Below are 14,606 nucleotides of genomic sequence, written 5' to 3' on the forward strand. Positions count from 1 at the left end.
GAACGCAGATGCGGTCTGATGAAACAGAATTTGCCTGGCGGCCTTAGCGCGGTGGTCCCACCTGACCCCATGCCGAACTCAGAAGTGAAACGCCGTAGCGCCGATGGTAGTGTGGGGTCTCCCCATGCGAGAGTAGGGAACTGCCAGGCATCAAATTAAGCGAAAGGCCATCCTGACGGATGGCCTTTTTGCATTGGTGCAGAAAATCATGCCGGATGCGACGCTGGCGCATCTTATCCAGCCTACTTTTGCATCCACTCCACCACAAAATCAGCCAGCCCCTCAACATCATTAATATCCAGTAACGCGACATCAAGATTAAGCGGCACATCACTGGCTACAGCAATAACATGTCTGTCTATCACTAATTCTTCCGGTCGATGTCCGGCTCCATCGCGAAACAGCACAATCTTTGCGATCTCTTCATGCTTAAACCCTTCGACCAGAATCAAATCCAGCTTTGAGGTATCCATTCGACTTGCGAGAAAATGTAGATCCAGCTCTTCTTCGTCTGGTGTTTCCGTCATCAAGGCCCATCGCTGCTGGCTGGCAACGATGGTTTGTGCCGCGCCAGCCTTGCGCAGCTCATAGCTATCTTTGCCCGGTTTATCAACATCCATATCATGGTGCGTATGCTTAATCAGCCCTGGACGGATCCCTCTGGCGCATAATGCCGGGATCAGTTTTTTCAGCAGCGTAGTTTTTCCAGTGCCGCTCCACGCGGCAAAGGCGAGTAACGGTATCATCGTTTTTCCTGCCATCGGGCAAGCTCCTCTGGCGTATTCACGTTTACAAATGCATCTTTATGATCGCTGAAATCGACCGCGTGACCGCCAGCCAGACGCATAAATGCCATTACCCGGCGTTCTCCTGCTTGCAGATATTCCAGTAATAAAGGCTCAATTGCGCGGTTTACCAGAGCAATAGTCGGGTGATCGCGTTCACCGTCGTGGACCCACACGACAGGCGCATCTTTGCGCTGATGATTAAGCCGGGCAGCTAAATCAGGGGGAATGTAAGGCGTATCGCATGGGCAAAACAAAAACCACTCCCCCGCTTCCTGCTGCATTACTGAAAGCATTCCTGCCAGAGGGCCTGGGTAATCCGCCAGTGTATCTTCAATCACTTTCAGACCGCTTGCCTGATAGATTTCCTGATGACGATTAGCATTAACCACGACGTGAGAGAGCTGCGTCATAAGCGCGTCAGCGACATGTTGCCATAATGGTTTGCCGTTTAATTCAAGCAATCCTTTATCTACGCCGCCCATTCGTCTGGCTTTACCGCCCGCCAGCACAACGCCTGTTATCGTCGTCATCAGATTCACCGATATCGCCTCTTTTATTGTGGGATTGACCCTGCTAACGTGTCTGTCTCAAGAGTAAGGAGCATTACTATGAAATGTAAACGTCTGAATGAAGTTATTGAACTCCTCCAGCCAGCCTGGCAAAAAGAGCCAGACCTTAACCTGCTGCAATTTTTGCAGAAACTGGCGAAAGAGTCAGGTTTTGACGGCGAACTGGCGGATTTGACGGATGACATTCTGATCTATCACCTGAAAATGCGTGATTCCGCGAAAGATGCGGTGATCCCGGGTTTGCAGAAAGATTATGAAGAAGATTTCAAAACGGCGCTGTTACGCGCTCGCGGCGTAATTAAAGAGTAAAAGCTTGTAAGCGGTGCCACCAAAATCATCGTGAAATGATATCCTTCATCATTCGTAATGTTTTCCGGATGATGGGATGAACAACAGCGCTTTTACTTTCCAGACACTACACCCGGATACCATCATGGACGCTCTGTTTGAGCATGGGATCCGGGTGGATTCCGGTCTTACCCCGCTTAACAGCTATGAAAACCGTGTCTATCAATTTCAGGACGAAGATCGTCGACGTTTTGTCGTCAAATTTTATCGCCCTGAACGTTGGACAGCCGATCAAATCCTCGAAGAACATCAATTTGCGTTGCAGCTGGTTAACGATGAAGTTCCGGTCGCAGCGCCTGTGGCCTTTAACGGTCAGACTTTATTGAATCATCAGGGATTTTATTTCGCTGTTTTTCCAAGCGTCGGTGGTCGCCAGTTCGAAGCTGATAATATCGATCAGATGGAAGCTGTTGGGCGTTATTTAGGGCGTATGCACCAGACGGGGCGCAAACAGCTTTTTATCCATCGCCCGACCATCGGTCTGAATGAATATCTCATTGAGCCACGCAAGCTGTTTGAGGACGCCACACTGATACCTTCCGGGTTGAAAGCGGCATTCCTGAAAGCGACAGATGAGCTGATCGCCGCCGTTACAGCACACTGGCGGGAAGATTTCACCGTTCTGCGGCTACATGGAGACTGCCACGCCGGGAATATCCTCTGGCGCGATGGTCCAATGTTTGTTGATCTGGATGATGCACGTAATGGTCCGGCTATTCAGGATTTGTGGATGTTGCTCAATGGCGATAAAGCCGAGCAGCGGATGCAACTGGAAACTATTATTGAAGCTTATGAAGAATTTAGCGAGTTCGACACCGCTGAAATCGGACTGATTGAACCTTTACGCGCCATGCGTTTGGTTTATTATCTTGCCTGGCTAATGCGGCGTTGGGCTGATCCCGCGTTCCCGAAAAATTTCCCGTGGTTAACCGGGGAAGATTACTGGCTGCGACAGACGGCGACTTTTATAGAACAGGCAAAAGTTCTACAAGAACCCCCTTTGCAATTAACACCTATGTATTAATCGGAGAGAGTAGATCATGAAAAAGATTTGGCTGGCGCTGGCTGGTTTAGTTTTAGCGTTTAGCGCATCGGCGGCGCAGTATGAAGATGGTAAACAGTACACTACCCTGGAAAAACCGGTAGCTGGCGCGCCGCAAGTGCTGGAGTTTTTCTCTTTCTTCTGCCCGCACTGCTATCAGTTTGAAGAAGTTCTGCATATTTCTGATAACGTGAAGAAAAAACTGCCGGAAGGCGTGAAGATGACTAAATACCACGTCAACTTCATGGGGGGTGACCTGGGCAAAGATCTGACTCAGGCATGGGCAGTGGCGATGGCACTGGGCGTGGAAGACAAAGTCACTGTTCCGCTGTTTGAAGGCGTACAGAAAACCCAGACCATTCGTTCAGCATCTGATATCCGCGATGTATTTATCAACGCAGGTATTAAAGGTGAAGAGTACGACGCGGCGTGGAACAGCTTCGTGGTGAAATCCCTGGTCGCTCAGCAGGAAAAAGCTGCAGCTGACGTGCAATTGCGTGGCGTTCCGGCGATGTTTGTTAACGGTAAATATCAGCTGAATCCGCAGGGTATGGATACCAGCAATATGGATGTTTTTGTTCAGCAGTATGCTGATACTGTGAAATATCTGTCCGAGAAAAAATAATTCAATGTAAATTACATAAAGCCCGTGAATATTCACGGGCTTTTTTATTATTTAATAAATATAAATACATTCTGATAATGCGTCCTGCCGCTGGACATTATTTCAGCATAAGTGGATATTCAAAGTTTTGCTGTTTTATCAGGGAATATTTATATGATACGTAAGTCAGCTACAGGTGTTATTGTTGCGTTAGCCGTAATCTGGGGTGGTGGCACATGGTACACAGGTACGCAAATTCAGCCTGGTGTCGAAAAGTTTATTAAAGATTTTAACGATGCTAAAAAGAAAGGTGAACATGTCTACGATATGACGTTAAGTTATAAAAATTTTGACAAAGGCTTTTTTAATTCTCGTTTTCAAATGCAAATGACATTTGATAACGGTGCACCTGATCTCAATATCAAACCTGGCCAGAAAGTTGCGTTTGATGTGGATGTTGAGCACGGTCCGTTACCCATCACAATGTTAATGCGTGGTAATGTCATCCCCGCACTGGCAGCGGCAAAAGTGAAATTAGTGGATAATGAACTGACACAACCGCTATTTATCGCCGCAAAAAATAAATCTCCTGTGGAAGCGACATTGCGATTCGCGTTTGGTGGCTCATTCTCCACGACATTAGATGTTGCCCCTGCAAAATATGGAAAGTTTTCTTTTGGTGAAGGCCAGTTTACTTTTAATGGTGATGGTAGCTCATTGTCTAACCTGGATATTGAAGGCAAAGTCGAAGATATTGTTCTGGAATTATCGCCATTGAACAAAGTAACGGCGAAAAGTTTTACCATTGATTCTCTGACGCGATTAGAAGAAAAGAAATTTCCGGTTGGCGAAAGCGAGTCGAAATTCAATCAGATTAACATTATCAATCAGGGAGAAGACGTTGCCCAAATCGATGCTTTCGTTGCAAAAACCAGGCTGGATCGCGTTAAAGACAAAGATTATATCAATGTCAATCTGACCTACGAACTTGATAAGTTAACAAAAGGGAATCAGCAACTCGGTAGTGGTGAGTGGTCCTTGATTGCGGAATCTATTGATCCCTCAGCGGTGCGCCAATTTATCATTCAGTATAACATTGCGATGCAGAAGCAGCTTGCTGCACACCCTGAGTTAGCAAACGATGAAGTTGCTCTGCAAGAAGTGAATGCTGCATTGTTCAAAGAGTATTTACCGTTATTACAAAAAAGTGAGCCGACCATTAAACAACCGGTAAGATGGAAGAACGCACTCGGCGAACTAAATGCCAATCTGGATATCAGTATTGCCGACCCAGCCAAATCTTCATCATCCACAAACAAAGATATTAAATCGCTCAATTTTGACGTGAAGTTACCGCTTAATGTTGTCACAGAAACCGCAAAACAGCTTAATTTATCTGAAGGCATGGATGCGGAAAAAGCGCAAAAGCAGGCTGATAAACAAATCAGCGGGATGATGACATTAGGTCAGATGTTTCAGTTAATCACGATTGACAACAATACCGCCTCGCTGCAACTGCGTTATACACCGGGTAAAGTTGTTTTTAACGGACAGGAGATGAGCGAAGAAGAATTTATGTCTCGTGCCGGACGTTTTGTTCATTAAAATACTCACTCGCCTCTGCTCATTCAGAGGCGAGCAAAATTTACTTGTCCTGCCGCTGTGATGACATCAACGACGTCAGAAGCCGGTCTTTTTCCTGCCACAGTGAGTTCAGCCATTGCTGAAAATGGCGCTTAAAGCTTTTGTCATTGATGTAGTCGCCATGTAACTCATCGGCAATAGGCTGCAAATCCACATGTACGACAATTCGCGTCAGTTTACCGCTTAACATATCGAAGAACGGCTGACGGTTATTGTCCGGATAACACAGCGTAACATTAAGCAGTTTATCGAATTGTTTACCCAGTACATTTAGCGCCATCGCAATGCCTGCCGCCTTTGGTGGCAACAAGTTTTGAAAAGTGGAGTGGGTTTGCTGATGTTTTTCTTGCGTGAAACGGGAGCCTTCAACGAAATTGACAATGGTGGTGGGGTGCAGGCGAAACTTTTCACAAGAACGCCGGGTGGTTTCAACATCTTTACCACGTCGTTCCGGATGACGTAATAAATAAGCGCGGGAATAACGCTTCATAAACGGCATATCCAGCGCCCAGCATGCCAGGCCAAGAAATGGCACCCAGGCAAGCTGCTGCTTGAGGAAATATTTATTCATCGGAATGTGCTTACGAAACAGCACGCACAGTACGACAATATCTGCCCAACTACGGTGGTTACAAATAAGCAGATACCAGTTCTTCTTACTTAACCCTTCCAGCCCGTGAACTTCCCATTGCAGGTGTGGGTTCAGATGCAGTAATACCGCCAGACTTTCACACCAGCAATACATCATAAAATCACAAAAACGCGAAACCTTTCGCCAAATGACTGGCACAGGTAGCAATAGTTTTACAATCCCGGCAATGATGATCGGGACGGAGCAAAAAATAGTGACCAAAATGGTCAATACGATACTCAGCAAAAGGGTTATCGCAGCGAGTATTCTCGTCATAATGAATTTATTCAAAAGGTTAGCCATAGACAGTGCGCTAAAGAAGCGCAAGGCGCCGATTTTAGCAGAAAACGCCCCAAATAACGGATGATCCTTAAGGAGAAAAATAATTCATATCTATCCACATTAGAAAAAATCCCATTATCACAATTATTAGGGATGGCTTTATATTTAACTGTATGAAAAGCAAAGACAAACATCATGCTGTAAAAAGCATGATAATAAATTAAAAGTGATGTAAATAATTTATGCACAAAGTTATCCACATGACGATTTGCGAGCGATCCAGAAGATCTACAAAAGATTTTCACGAAAAGCGGTGAAAAACTCATGTTTTCATCCTGTCTGTGGCATCCTTTACCCATAATCTGATAAACAGGCACGGACATTATGGTTCAGATCCCCCAAAATCCACTTATCCTTGTAGATGGTTCATCTTATCTTTATCGCGCATATCACGCGTTTCCCCCGCTGACTAACAGCGCAGGCGAGCCGACCGGTGCGATGTATGGTGTCCTCAACATGCTGCGCAGTCTAATCATGCAATATAAACCGACGCATGCAGCGGTGGTCTTTGACGCCAAGGGAAAAACCTTTCGTGATGAACTGTTTGAACATTACAAATCACATCGCCCGCCAATGCCGGACGATCTGCGAGCACAAATCGGACCTCTGCACGCGATGGTCAAAGCGATGGGACTGCCGCTGCTGGCGGTTTCTGGCGTAGAAGCGGACGACGTTATCGGTACTCTGGCGCGCGAAGCCGAAAAAGCCGGGCGTCCGGTGCTGATCAGCACTGGCGATAAAGATATGGCGCAGCTGGTGACGCCAAATATTACGCTTATCAATACCATGACGAATACCATCCTCGGCCCGGAAGAGGTGGTGAATAAGTACGGCGTGCCGCCAGAACTGATCATCGACTTCCTGGCGCTGATGGGTGACTCCTCTGATAACATCCCTGGCGTACCGGGCGTCGGTGAAAAAACCGCGCAGGCATTGCTGCAAGGTCTTGGCGGGCTGGATACGCTGTATGCCGAGCCAGAAAAAATTGCTGGGTTGAGCTTCCGTGGCGCGAAAACAATGGCAGCGAAGCTCGAGCAAAACAAAGAAGTTGCTTATCTCTCATACCAGCTGGCGACGATTAAAACCGACGTTGAACTGGAGCTGACCTGTGAACAACTGGAAGTGCAGCAACCGGCGGCGGAAGAGTTGTTGGGGCTGTTCAAAAAGTATGAGTTCAAACGCTGGACTGCTGATGTCGAAGCGGGCAAATGGTTACAGGCTAAAGGGGCGAAACCCGCAGCCAGGCCGCAGGAAACCAGTGTTGCAGACGAAGCGCCAGAAGTGACGGCAACGGTGATTTCTTATGACAACTACGTCACCATCCTTGATGAAGAAATACTGAAAGCGTGGATTGCGAAGCTGGAAAAAGCGCCGGTATTTGCATTTGATACCGAAACCGACAGCCTCGATAACATCTCTGCCAACCTGGTCGGGCTTTCTTTTGCTATCGAGCCAGGCGTAGCGGCATATATTCCGGTTGCTCATGATTATCTTGATGCGCCCGATCAAATCTCTCGCGGGCGTGCACTCGAGTTGCTAAAACCGCTGCTGGAAGATGAAAAGGCGCTGAAGGTTGGGCAAAACCTAAAATACGATCGCGGTATTCTGGCGAATTACGGCATTGAGCTGCGTGGGATTGCGTTTGATACCATGCTTGAATCCTACATTCTCAATAGCGTTGCCGGGCGTCACGATATGGACAGCCTCGCGGAACGTTGGTTGAAGCACAAAACCATCACTTTTGAAGAGATTGCCGGTAAAGGCAAAAATCAACTGACCTTTAACCAGATTGCCCTCGAAGAGGCCGGACGTTACGCAGCCGAAGATGCCGATGTCACCTTGCAGCTGCATCTGAAAATGTGGCCGGATCTGCAAAAACACAAAGGGCCGTTGAACGTCTTCGAGAACATCGAAATGCCGCTGGTGCCGGTGCTTTCACGCATTGAACGTAACGGTGTGAAGATCGATCCGAAAGTGCTTCATAATCATTCTGAAGAGCTCACTCTACGTCTGGCTGAGCTGGAAAAGAAAGCGCATGAAATTGCAGGTGAAGAATTTAACCTTTCTTCCACCAAGCAGTTACAAACCATTCTGTTTGAAAAACAGGGCATTAAACCGCTGAAGAAAACGCCGGGTGGTGCGCCGTCAACGTCGGAAGAGGTACTGGAAGAACTGGCGCTGGACTATCCGTTGCCAAAAGTGATTCTGGAGTATCGTGGTCTGGCGAAGCTGAAATCGACCTACACCGACAAGCTGCCGCTGATGATCAACCCGAAAACCGGGCGTGTACATACCTCTTATCACCAGGCAGTAACCGCAACGGGACGTTTATCGTCAACCGATCCTAACCTGCAAAACATTCCGGTGCGTAACGAAGAAGGTCGTCGTATCCGCCAGGCGTTTATTGCGCCAGAGGATTATGTGATTGTCTCGGCGGACTACTCGCAGATTGAACTGCGCATTATGGCGCATCTCTCGCGTGACAAAGGCTTGCTGACCGCATTCGCGGAAGGAAAAGATATCCACCGGGCTACGGCGGCAGAAGTGTTTGGTTTGCCACTGGAAACCGTCACCAGCGAGCAACGTCGTAGCGCGAAAGCGATCAACTTTGGTCTGATTTATGGCATGAGTGCTTTCGGTCTGGCGCGACAATTGAACATTCCACGTAAAGAAGCGCAGAAGTACATGGACCTTTACTTCGAACGCTACCCAGGCGTGCTGGAGTATATGGAGCGCACCCGTGCGCAGGCGAAAGAACAGGGCTACGTTGAAACGCTGGACGGACGCCGTCTGTATCTGCCGGATATCAAATCCAGCAATGGTGCTCGTCGTGCAGCGGCTGAACGTGCAGCCATTAACGCGCCAATGCAGGGAACCGCCGCCGACATTATCAAACGAGCGATGATTGCCGTTGATGCGTGGTTACAAGCTGAGCAACCGCGTGTGCGTATGATTATGCAGGTACACGATGAACTGGTATTTGAAGTTCATAAAGATGATGTCGATGCCGTCGCGAAGCAGATTCATCAACTGATGGAAAACTGTACCCGTCTGGATGTGCCGTTGCTGGTGGAAGTGGGGAGTGGCGAAAACTGGGATCAGGCGCACTAAGATTCGCCTGAACATGCCCTTTTTTCGTAAGTAAGCAACATAAGCTGTCACGTTTTGTGATGGCTATTAGAAATTCCTATGCAACAACTGAAAAAAAATTACAAAAAATGCTTTCTGAACTGAACAAAAAAGAGTAAAGTTAGTCGCGTAGGGTACAGAGGTAAGATGTTCTATCTTTCAGACCTTTTACTTCACGTAATCGGATTTGGCTGAATATTTTAGCCGCCCCAGTCAGTAATGACTGGGGCGTTTTTTATTGGGCGAAAGAAAAGATCCGTAATGCCTGATGCGCACTGATTATCAGGCCAACGGTAGAAGTGTAATCTATTGAATTTACGGGCCGGATACGCCACATCCGGCACAAGCATTAAGGCAAGAAAATTATTCGCCGTCCTGCGTTTCTTTTACAGGCTGCATCTCGCTAAACCAGGTATCCAGTTTCTGCCGCAGCTTGTCCACGCCTTGCTTCTTCAGCGAAGAGAACGTTTCAACCTGCACATCACCGTTAAACGCCAGCACTGCTTCACGCACCATATTCAATTGTGCTTTACGTGCGCCGCTTGCCAGTTTGTCCGCTTTGGTCAGCAGCACCAGTACGGCGATATTACTGTCTACCGCCCACTCAATCATCTGCTGATCCAAATCTTTCAGCGGATGGCGAATATCCATGAGTACCACCAGGCCTTGCAGGCTCTGACGTTTTTCGAGGTACTCGCCGAGCGCGCGTTGCCATTTGCGCTTCATCTCTTCCGGGACTTCCGCGTAGCCATAGCCGGGCAGGTCAACCAGACGCTTGCCGTCAGCCACTTCAAACAGGTTGATAAGCTGGGTGCGCCCTGGGGTTTTTGAGGTCCGCGCCAGGCTTTTCTGGTTAGTCAGCGTGTTCAGCGCGCTGGATTTACCTGCGTTGGAACGGCCTGCAAAAGCCACTTCAATTCCGGTATCGGAAGGTAGGTGGCGAATATCAGGCGCACTCATCACAAAATGCGTCTGTTGATAATTCAAATTAGTCAAAGCGGTCGTCTCCGTCAGTCAAAGCTTTGCGGTGATTATACCTGAACCATAATAAAAGGCGGATTTTTCGGCGTGAGCGTTGTAAGTAAAAGCCATACGCTTTGTGAGACATTGCCGATAGTCTTTATGCGAAATAGCAGAGAAAATTCTGCGATGCATGTCAAATAAGCTATATAAATCAGTTAATTGCTTTTATATAAAACTCTGAAAATGTGCAAATACTGATGGCGGTTGATTGTTTGTTTAAAGCAAAGGCGTAAAGTAGCACCCATAGAGCGAGGACGCTAACAGGAACAATGACTCAGGATGAGGGTCAGGAGCGCCAGGAGGCGAAGACAGAGGATTGTCAGGAAGACAAACGTCCGGAGACGTAATTAAACGGAAATGGAATCAACACGGATTGTTCCGGCTAATGGAAAAACAGGGTGTGTTGGCGGCCTGCAAGGATTGTAAGACCCGTTAAGGGTTATGAGTCAGGAAAAAAGGCGACAGAGTAATCTGTCGCCTTTTTTCTTTGCTTGCTTTCTGTTAGATTCCGCCGCAAATCTATACTGAATAAAACGGCTAAAAGACGAACCATTATGAAACCATCATCTTCAAACTCACGCAGCAAAGGTCATGCAAAAGCGCGTCGAAAAACACGCGAGGAGCTGGATCAGGAAGCTCGTGACCGTAAGCGTCAGAAAAAACGTCGTGGTCATGCGCCGGGCAGCCGCGCAGCGGGCGGTAACACCACGTCAGGCAGCAAAGGCCAGAACGCACCGAAAGATCCACGTATTGGCAGTAAAACCCCTATTCCATTGGGCGTGACTGAAAAAGTCACCAAACAGCACAAACCGAAGAGTGAGAAACCTATGCTTTCACCGCAGGCGGAGTTGGAGTTACTGGAAACGGATGAGCGTCTGGATGCGCTGCTGGAACGTCTGGAGGCAGGCGAAACCCTGAGCGCCGAAGAGCAATCCTGGGTGGATGCCAAACTGGATCGTATTGATGAGTTGATGCAGAAACTCGGCCTCTCTTATGACGATGACGAAGAAGAGGAAGAAGACGAGAAGCAAGAAGACATGATGCGTTTGCTGCGGGGCAACTAACGGATTGCCGCCGTGGGCCTTCCCGTTCTGCTGATAACCCTTCCGGTTATATGTTATCTGGTGTGGTTATTCGTTAAACTACAGCGGTTGTCGCGGCGACAAAAGTGGCTGCGCAACCGGTTGATGACCCGAAACGGGCATCCGCCGGTACGCCGTAGCCGCCAGAGACGCCATCGGAAGGAGTGAGCATGTCTGTACAGCAAATCGACTGGGATCTGGCCCTGATCCAGAAATATAACTATTCCGGGCCACGATACACCTCGTACCCAACCGCGCTGGAGTTTTCAGAAGACTTCGGCGAACAGGCGTTTTTACAAGCCGTGGCGCGCTATCCTGAGCGTCCATTATCTCTCTACGTACATATCCCGTTCTGCCATAAGCTTTGTTACTTCTGCGGTTGCAATAAGATTGTTACTCGCCAGCAGCACAAGGCCGATCAGTATCTGGACGCGCTGGAGCAAGAAATCGTCCATCGTGCACCGCTGTTCGCCGGGCGTCACGTCAGCCAATTGCACTGGGGCGGAGGAACGCCGACGTATCTGAATAAAGCGCAAATCAGCCGTCTGATGAAGCTGCTGCGCGAAAACTTCCAGTTCAATGCCGATGCGGAGATCTCGATCGAAGTCGATCCGCGGGAAATCGAACTGGATGTACTCGATCATTTACGCGCCGAAGGCTTTAATCGCCTGAGCATGGGCGTGCAGGACTTCAACAAAGAAGTGCAACGTCTGGTTAACCGCGAGCAGGATGAAGAGTTCATCTTTGCACTGCTTAACCATGCGCGTGAGATTGGCTTTACCTCCACCAACATCGACCTGATTTACGGCCTGCCGAAACAAACGCCGGAGAGTTTCGCCTTTACCCTGAAACGCGTGGCGGAACTTAACCCCGATCGCCTGAGTGTCTTTAACTACGCGCATTTGCCGACCATTTTTGCTGCTCAGCGTAAAATCAAAGATGCTGACCTGCCGAGTCCGCAGCAAAAACTCGATATCCTGCAGGAAACCATCGCCTTCCTGACACAATCGGGCTATCAGTTTATCGGTATGGATCACTTTGCCCGTCCGGATGACGAGCTGGCGGTGGCCCAGCGTGAAGGCGTGCTGCATCGTAACTTCCAGGGCTACACCACTCAGGGCGATACCGATCTGCTGGGGATGGGCGTTTCCGCCATCAGCATGATTGGCGACTGCTACGCGCAGAACCAGAAAGAGTTGAAGCAGTACTATCAGCAAGTGGATGAACAAGGCAATGCGCTGTGGCGTGGTATTGCGCTAACGCGTGATGACTGTATTCGCCGCGATGTGATTAAGTCGCTCATCTGCAACTTCCGTCTGGATTACGCCCCTATTGAGCAACAGTGGGATTTGCTCTTCGCTGACTACTTTGCAGAAGATCTCAAGCTGCTCGCCCCGTTAGCAAAAGATGGGCTGGTGGATGTGGATGAGAAGGGGATTCAGGTAACGGCGAAAGGTCGCCTGCTGATCCGCAACATTTGCATGTGCTTTGATACCTATCTGCGCCAGAAAGCGCGGATGCAGCAGTTCTCACGGGTGATTTAAATGGTGAATGGCGCTTCGTTTACAAAGTAGAAAACGAAAGCGCCATCAATGTGCTGAGAACAAGATTGCTTGATGCGCTGGTTAAGAAAACCTGTTGAAATTATTGCTTTTGTAGGCCGGATAAGGCGTTTACGCTGCATCCGGCATCTGAGCATGATGCCTGATGCGACGCTGGTCGCGTCTTATCAGGCCTACGACTTTCTCCGCATCCGGCATAAACAACGAGCTTCAGCTAAACAGCCCAATCATCGCGGCACACAGAACAGCAGCAACAGCAGTTTGTGGTGTGTGGCTGTCAACTGCGCCACTCGATACGAGATTAATTATTGATTCCAGCATAATGACTCTCCCCGTTTTCCGGGCAAGATCATACTGAACTTATCGGAACAGTAAAGCGCAAAATACCAGCAATTTGCGCTCAATAATCAATCTTTACACACAAGCCGTGAATCACTCCATCCCCAGCTCTTTTAACTTCCGCGTCAGTGTGTTACGCCCCCAGCCGAGTAGCCGCGCCGCTTCCTGTTTATGCCCCTGCGTATGTCGCAACGCGGTTGTCAGTAATGTCCGCTCAAGCTCAGGCTGCGCTTCGGAAAGCAGGTTTTGATGACCGGAACGTAGCGCTCTGTCTGCCCACTGCGCTAACAGCGTTGCCCAACTGTCCGGCTGTAATTGCGAAGGGCTTTCCGCTACGGTTGATTCAAACAGTTCGCCTGGCAAATCCTGAATCAACACTTCCTGCCCGGCGGCCATCACCGTTAGCCAGCGGCAGGTGTTTTCCAGCTGGCGCACGTTACCCGGCCATGCCAGACGCGTCAGCGCGGCTTCGGTTTCCGGATGCAGCAACTTCGCTTCTACGCCCAGTTCGCGCGCGGCAACCTGTAAAAAATGGCGTGCCAGACGGGGAATATCTTCCCGACGCTCGCGCAATGGCGGCAGATGAACGCGGATAACGTTCAGGCGGTGGAACAAATCCTCACGGAACTTGCCTTCCTGTACCCGCTGTTCGAGATTCTGGTGGGTCGCAGCGATAATCCGCACATCCACTTTCACCGGCGCATAACCGCCAACGCGATAAAACTGACCGTCTGCCAGCACGCGCAGCAAACGCGTCTGTACATCGAGCGGCATATCGCCAATTTCATCGAGGAATAACGTGCCGCCATCGGCCTGTTCAAAACGCCCCTGACGAATGGTATTCGCGCCGGTAAACGCGCCTTTCTCGTGACCGAACAGTTCTGATTCGATCAAATCCTTCGGGATAGCCGCCATATTCAGCGCGATAAACGGCGCTTTGGCTCGCGGACTGTGGCGATGCAGGGCATGAGCGACCAATTCTTTACCGGTACCGGACTCGCCGTTAATCAGCACACTAATAGAAGAACGTGAAAGCCGACCGATAATCCGGAACACGTCCTGCATGGCTGGCGCTTCGCCGATGATATCGGTCGTCGGGCCGTTAAGCTGAACATTACGCGGTTGCTGCTGTTCCTGATAATGGCTGATGGCGCGCTCAACCAGCGCCACGGCTTCGTCGATATCAAATGGTTTAGGCAGATAATCAAACGCCCCTTGTTGATAGGCGCTGACGGCAGCATCCAGATCGGAATGTGCGGTCATAATGATGACCGGAAGCATCGGATGGCGCTGTTTAATCTGCTTGAGCAGCGCAAGCCCGTCCATTCCCGGCATACGGATATCCGACAGCAGTACATCCGGTGTTTTGCTCGCCAGCGCCTCCAGCACTTCCGCGCCGTTCTCAAACGTCGTACAGGTTAAACCTGCTCCAGCGAGCGCACGTTCAAGCACCCAACGGATGGAACTATCGTCATCGACTACCCAGACTATCCCTCGTTGCAT

The 14,606-nt window shown here is 49.3% G+C and carries 14 protein-coding genes, 1 rRNA gene and 1 pseudogene; 10 read left to right on the forward strand and 6 right to left on the reverse strand.

Features of this window, described 5'->3' with window-relative positions; translation table 11 throughout:
* Positions 1 to 33: 33 nt before the first annotated feature.
* A 5S ribosomal RNA gene (gene rrf, locus QUE34_RS23550) occupies positions 34 to 149 on the forward strand.
* 93 nt (positions 150 to 242) lie between these two features.
* Here the strand turns inward: rrf and mobB are convergent.
* Both mobB and mobA read right to left on the reverse strand, forming a co-directional pair.
* Entirely contained in the window at positions 243 to 761 is a 519-nt protein-coding gene (mobB, locus tag QUE34_RS23555) for a molybdopterin-guanine dinucleotide biosynthesis protein MobB (RefSeq protein WP_001620772.1), read from the reverse strand.
* The gene (gene mobA, locus QUE34_RS23560) at positions 743 to 1,327 is read right to left on the reverse strand and encodes a molybdenum cofactor guanylyltransferase MobA (protein ID WP_032185590.1); all 585 of its coding nucleotides are present in this window, start codon (positions 1,325 to 1,327) and stop codon (positions 743 to 745) included. Before mobA ends, mobB begins: the two co-directional genes overlap by 19 nt.
* Positions 1,328 to 1,396: 69 nt before the next feature.
* Between mobA and QUE34_RS23565 the strand changes: the two genes are divergently transcribed.
* The 4 genes from QUE34_RS23565 (at position 1,397) to QUE34_RS23580 (ending at position 4,956) form a co-directional block, all read left to right on the forward strand.
* Positions 1,397 to 1,666: a YihD family protein gene (locus QUE34_RS23565; RefSeq protein ID WP_001295263.1), complete on the forward strand. Its 270-nt coding sequence runs from the start codon at positions 1,397 to 1,399 to the stop codon at positions 1,664 to 1,666.
* A 76-nt stretch (positions 1,667 to 1,742) separates the two neighbouring features.
* Positions 1,743 to 2,729: a stress response kinase SrkA gene (gene srkA / locus QUE34_RS23570; RefSeq protein ID WP_001065496.1), complete on the forward strand. Its 987-nt coding sequence runs from the start codon at positions 1,743 to 1,745 to the stop codon at positions 2,727 to 2,729.
* 16 nt (positions 2,730 to 2,745) lie between these two features.
* Positions 2,746 to 3,372 carry a thiol:disulfide interchange protein DsbA gene (gene dsbA, locus QUE34_RS23575; RefSeq protein WP_000725337.1) on the forward strand — a complete coding sequence of 209 codons (627 nt, stop codon included), beginning with the start codon at positions 2,746 to 2,748 and terminating at the stop codon, positions 3,370 to 3,372.
* Between the two features lie 153 nt (positions 3,373 to 3,525).
* Entirely contained in the window at positions 3,526 to 4,956 is a 1,431-nt protein-coding gene (locus QUE34_RS23580; RefSeq protein ID WP_032304179.1) for a YdgA family protein, read from the forward strand.
* A 40-nt stretch (positions 4,957 to 4,996) separates the two neighbouring features.
* On the opposite strand, the gene yihG is transcribed toward QUE34_RS23580, so the two are convergent.
* A complete protein-coding gene (gene yihG / locus QUE34_RS23585) occupies positions 4,997 to 5,929 on the reverse strand; it encodes a 1-acylglycerol-3-phosphate O-acyltransferase YihG (RefSeq protein WP_032304181.1) in 933 nt (310 codons plus the stop codon).
* Positions 5,930 to 6,292: 363 nt separating this feature from the next.
* Between yihG and polA the strand changes: the two genes are divergently transcribed.
* Positions 6,293 to 9,079 (forward strand): DNA polymerase I, encoded by a 2,787-nt coding sequence (gene polA, locus QUE34_RS23590; protein WP_032304182.1) that lies wholly within the window; start codon positions 6,293 to 6,295, stop codon positions 9,077 to 9,079.
* 165 nt (positions 9,080 to 9,244) lie between these two features.
* Entirely contained in the window at positions 9,245 to 9,292 is a 48-nt protein-coding gene (spfP, locus tag QUE34_RS28680; RefSeq protein ID WP_071892919.1) for a small protein SpfP, read from the forward strand.
* A 168-nt stretch (positions 9,293 to 9,460) separates the two neighbouring features.
* Here spfP and yihA read toward each other — a convergent pair whose 3' ends face one another.
* A complete protein-coding gene (gene yihA, locus QUE34_RS23595) occupies positions 9,461 to 10,093 on the reverse strand; it encodes a ribosome biogenesis GTP-binding protein YihA/YsxC (RefSeq protein WP_032304183.1) in 633 nt (210 codons plus the stop codon).
* Between the two features lie 296 nt (positions 10,094 to 10,389).
* Between yihA and QUE34_RS23600 the strand changes: the two are divergent.
* From QUE34_RS23600 to hemN, 3 genes and pseudogenes are all read left to right on the forward strand, one after another.
* Positions 10,390 to 10,556 (forward strand): annotated as a pseudogene (locus QUE34_RS23600) (hypothetical protein).
* Between the two features lie 118 nt (positions 10,557 to 10,674).
* Positions 10,675 to 11,184: a Der GTPase-activating protein YihI gene (yihI, locus tag QUE34_RS23605; RefSeq protein WP_001295266.1), complete on the forward strand. Its 510-nt coding sequence runs from the start codon at positions 10,675 to 10,677 to the stop codon at positions 11,182 to 11,184.
* Positions 11,185 to 11,372: 188 nt separating this feature from the next.
* Positions 11,373 to 12,746, forward strand: a complete 1,374-nt coding sequence (hemN, locus tag QUE34_RS23610) for an oxygen-independent coproporphyrinogen III oxidase (RefSeq protein WP_000116096.1) — start codon at positions 11,373 to 11,375, stop codon at positions 12,744 to 12,746.
* A 228-nt stretch (positions 12,747 to 12,974) separates the two neighbouring features.
* Here hemN and QUE34_RS23615 read toward each other — a convergent pair whose 3' ends face one another.
* Together QUE34_RS23615 and glnG are read right to left on the reverse strand one after the other, a co-directional pair.
* Positions 12,975 to 13,085 (reverse strand): YshB family small membrane protein, encoded by a 111-nt coding sequence (locus QUE34_RS23615; protein WP_000893994.1) that lies wholly within the window; start codon positions 13,083 to 13,085, stop codon positions 12,975 to 12,977.
* Positions 13,086 to 13,196: 111 nt separating this feature from the next.
* Positions 13,197 to 14,606 carry a nitrogen regulation protein NR(I) gene (glnG, locus tag QUE34_RS23620; RefSeq protein ID WP_001353709.1) on the reverse strand — a complete coding sequence of 470 codons (1,410 nt, stop codon included), beginning with the start codon at positions 14,604 to 14,606 and terminating at the stop codon, positions 13,197 to 13,199.

It is taken from the genome of Escherichia sp. KS167_9B (assembly GCF_030295215.1).
Lineage (GTDB): Bacteria > Pseudomonadota > Gammaproteobacteria > Enterobacterales > Enterobacteriaceae > Escherichia > Escherichia coli_F.